This window comes from Micromonospora sp. D75 (genome assembly GCF_018070405.1).
Taxonomy (GTDB): domain Bacteria; phylum Actinomycetota; class Actinomycetes; order Mycobacteriales; family Micromonosporaceae; genus Micromonospora; species Micromonospora chalcea.
In genome coordinates this window covers 1-1768 of sequence record NZ_JAGPXV010000895.1, presented here as the reverse complement: position 1 = coordinate 1768, position 1768 = coordinate 1, and the positions used below count along the sequence as shown (strand labels likewise).

At 74.0% G+C, this 1768-nt stretch carries 2 protein-coding genes and 1 pseudogene; 2 read left to right on the top strand and 1 reads right to left on the bottom strand.

Features of this window, described 5'->3' with window-relative positions:
* A pseudogene (locus tag KBX39_RS30440) lies at positions 1–189 on the top strand (cobalamin-binding protein); the annotation flags it as partial.
* Positions 190–191: 2 nt separating this feature from the next.
* On the opposite strand, the gene KBX39_RS30435 reads toward KBX39_RS30440, so the two are convergent.
* On the bottom strand, positions 192–707 hold the full coding sequence (locus KBX39_RS30435) for a MarR family winged helix-turn-helix transcriptional regulator (protein ID WP_140946171.1): 516 nt from the start codon (positions 705–707) through the stop codon (positions 192–194).
* A gap of 95 nt (positions 708–802) precedes the next feature.
* Here KBX39_RS30435 and KBX39_RS30430 point away from each other — a divergent pair.
* Positions 803–1768, top strand: a 966-nt coding sequence (locus KBX39_RS30430; protein WP_210873855.1) for a PP2C family protein-serine/threonine phosphatase, incomplete at its 3' end; no start/stop codon positions are given.

Here is a 1768-nt window from a genome sequence, read left to right as displayed (position 1 = left end):
GTGGACGCGCTGATCGCGGCCGTGCGGGTGGACGACGACCGGCTGCTGCGGGACTTCGTCGAGTGGCAGGCGGAGGCGCTGACGTCCCGGGGCGGGCGGGCGCTGCTGGACGAGGTGCTCGGCACGCTGGAGCGGGCGCTGACCGAGCATCCCCGGGTGGTGGCCCGGCTGCGGGCCGTCCGCGGGTGAAGTCAGGCGGTACGGGCCACCGGCGGCTCGCCGGACGGGCGGGCCGGGTCACCGATCCGCTCCCCGGAGGGCTGCAGCACCGGCCAGCCCTCGGCCGCTGTCGCCTCCCCGCGCCGGCCGACCACGTCGAACTCGCGCATGCCCTGCAGCAGTGCCACCCGGCCCTCCGAGCTCATTCCGTCCAGGATCCGCTCCAGCCGGCGCCGCCGGTCGGTGCGCAGTTCGGCGAGGAGCCGCAGGGCCTCCGGAGTGAGGTGCAGGGAGATCTCCCGCCGGTCGTAGCGGCCCGGCTCGCGTTCCAGCATGCCGGCCGCGACCAGCCGGTCGCAGAGCCGGCTGGCGGAGGAGAGCAGCATGTCGGTGAGGGTGGCGAGCCGGCGGAGGTTGATGCCGTCATACTGCTCGACGACCATGATCGCGCGTAACTGGGCACTGGACAGCCGGCTGGTGGTGCGCTCCCGGGCCGCCTCCCAGACGGCGAGCAAGGTGCCTGCCGCCTCGTCCAGGGCGGCGGACATACTCGTGTCAGGTCCCTGGGGACCAGGCTCTTCGGTCATGGTGGGCCCGAGACTACCCCCCGGATCTGCCCGGCGACCTGTGCAAAGGAGCAAAGATGAGCGGAGCGGAGGGCCGCGCGCGCCGGGTCCTGACCGAGGCGCCGACGGATCTCATCGTGGACCGGCTCGCCGCCGAGCTGGCGCGCACGTACGGAATCACCCGCACCGAGCTCTACCAGGTCGACTACCGGCTCGCCGAGCTGCTGCCGCTGGGTGACGGCGAGGCGCTCGCCCGCCCCGGTCACCCGGCCTGGCGCGCCTTCGACCATCAGGAGCCGGTGATCGCCGACGAGGTGGGCTGGTTCCCGGTGGGCATGCGCGGCGAGCGCCGGGGCGTCCTCCGGGTCTCTCCGGTACCGGCCGACCCGGACGCGCGCCGCGAGCTGGACACCATCGCCACGGTGCTCGGGCACGAGCTGAGCGCGGTCATGGCGACCACCGACATCTACCGGACCGCCCGGCGCAGCCGGCGCCTCACGCTGGCCGCCGAGATGCAGTGGGAGCTGCTGCCCGGGCGCAGCCGGATCCGGCCGTCGTTCAGCCTGGCCGGGCAGCTGGAACCGGCGTACGCGGTGCGCGGGGACAGCTTCGACTGGTCCGACGACGGCCACCGGCTCTGGCTGGCGGTGCTGAACGGCTTCGGTGAGGGGGTGGCCGCGGCGCTGCTCGCCTCGCTGGCCACGTACGCGCTGCGCAACGCGCGCCGGGCCGGGCTCCCCCTGGCCGATCAGGCCGCGCTGGCCGACCAGGCGATCTACGCGCAGCACCGGGGCCAGCAGCATGTCTCGGTGCTGCTCGTCGAACTGGACCTGGCCACCGGCACGCTGGCCGTGGTCGACGCCGGTTCGCCCCGTCTGCTGCGGCTGCGGGCCGGCGAGGTCAGCGAGCAGGCGCTGGACGAGCAGTTCCCGCTCGGCATGTTCGAGGGCACCGACTACCGGGAGCAGACGTTCCAGTTGGAGCGCGGTGACCGGCTCTTCGTGGTCAGCGACGGCGTCATCGACGCCACCACCGAGCAGGGG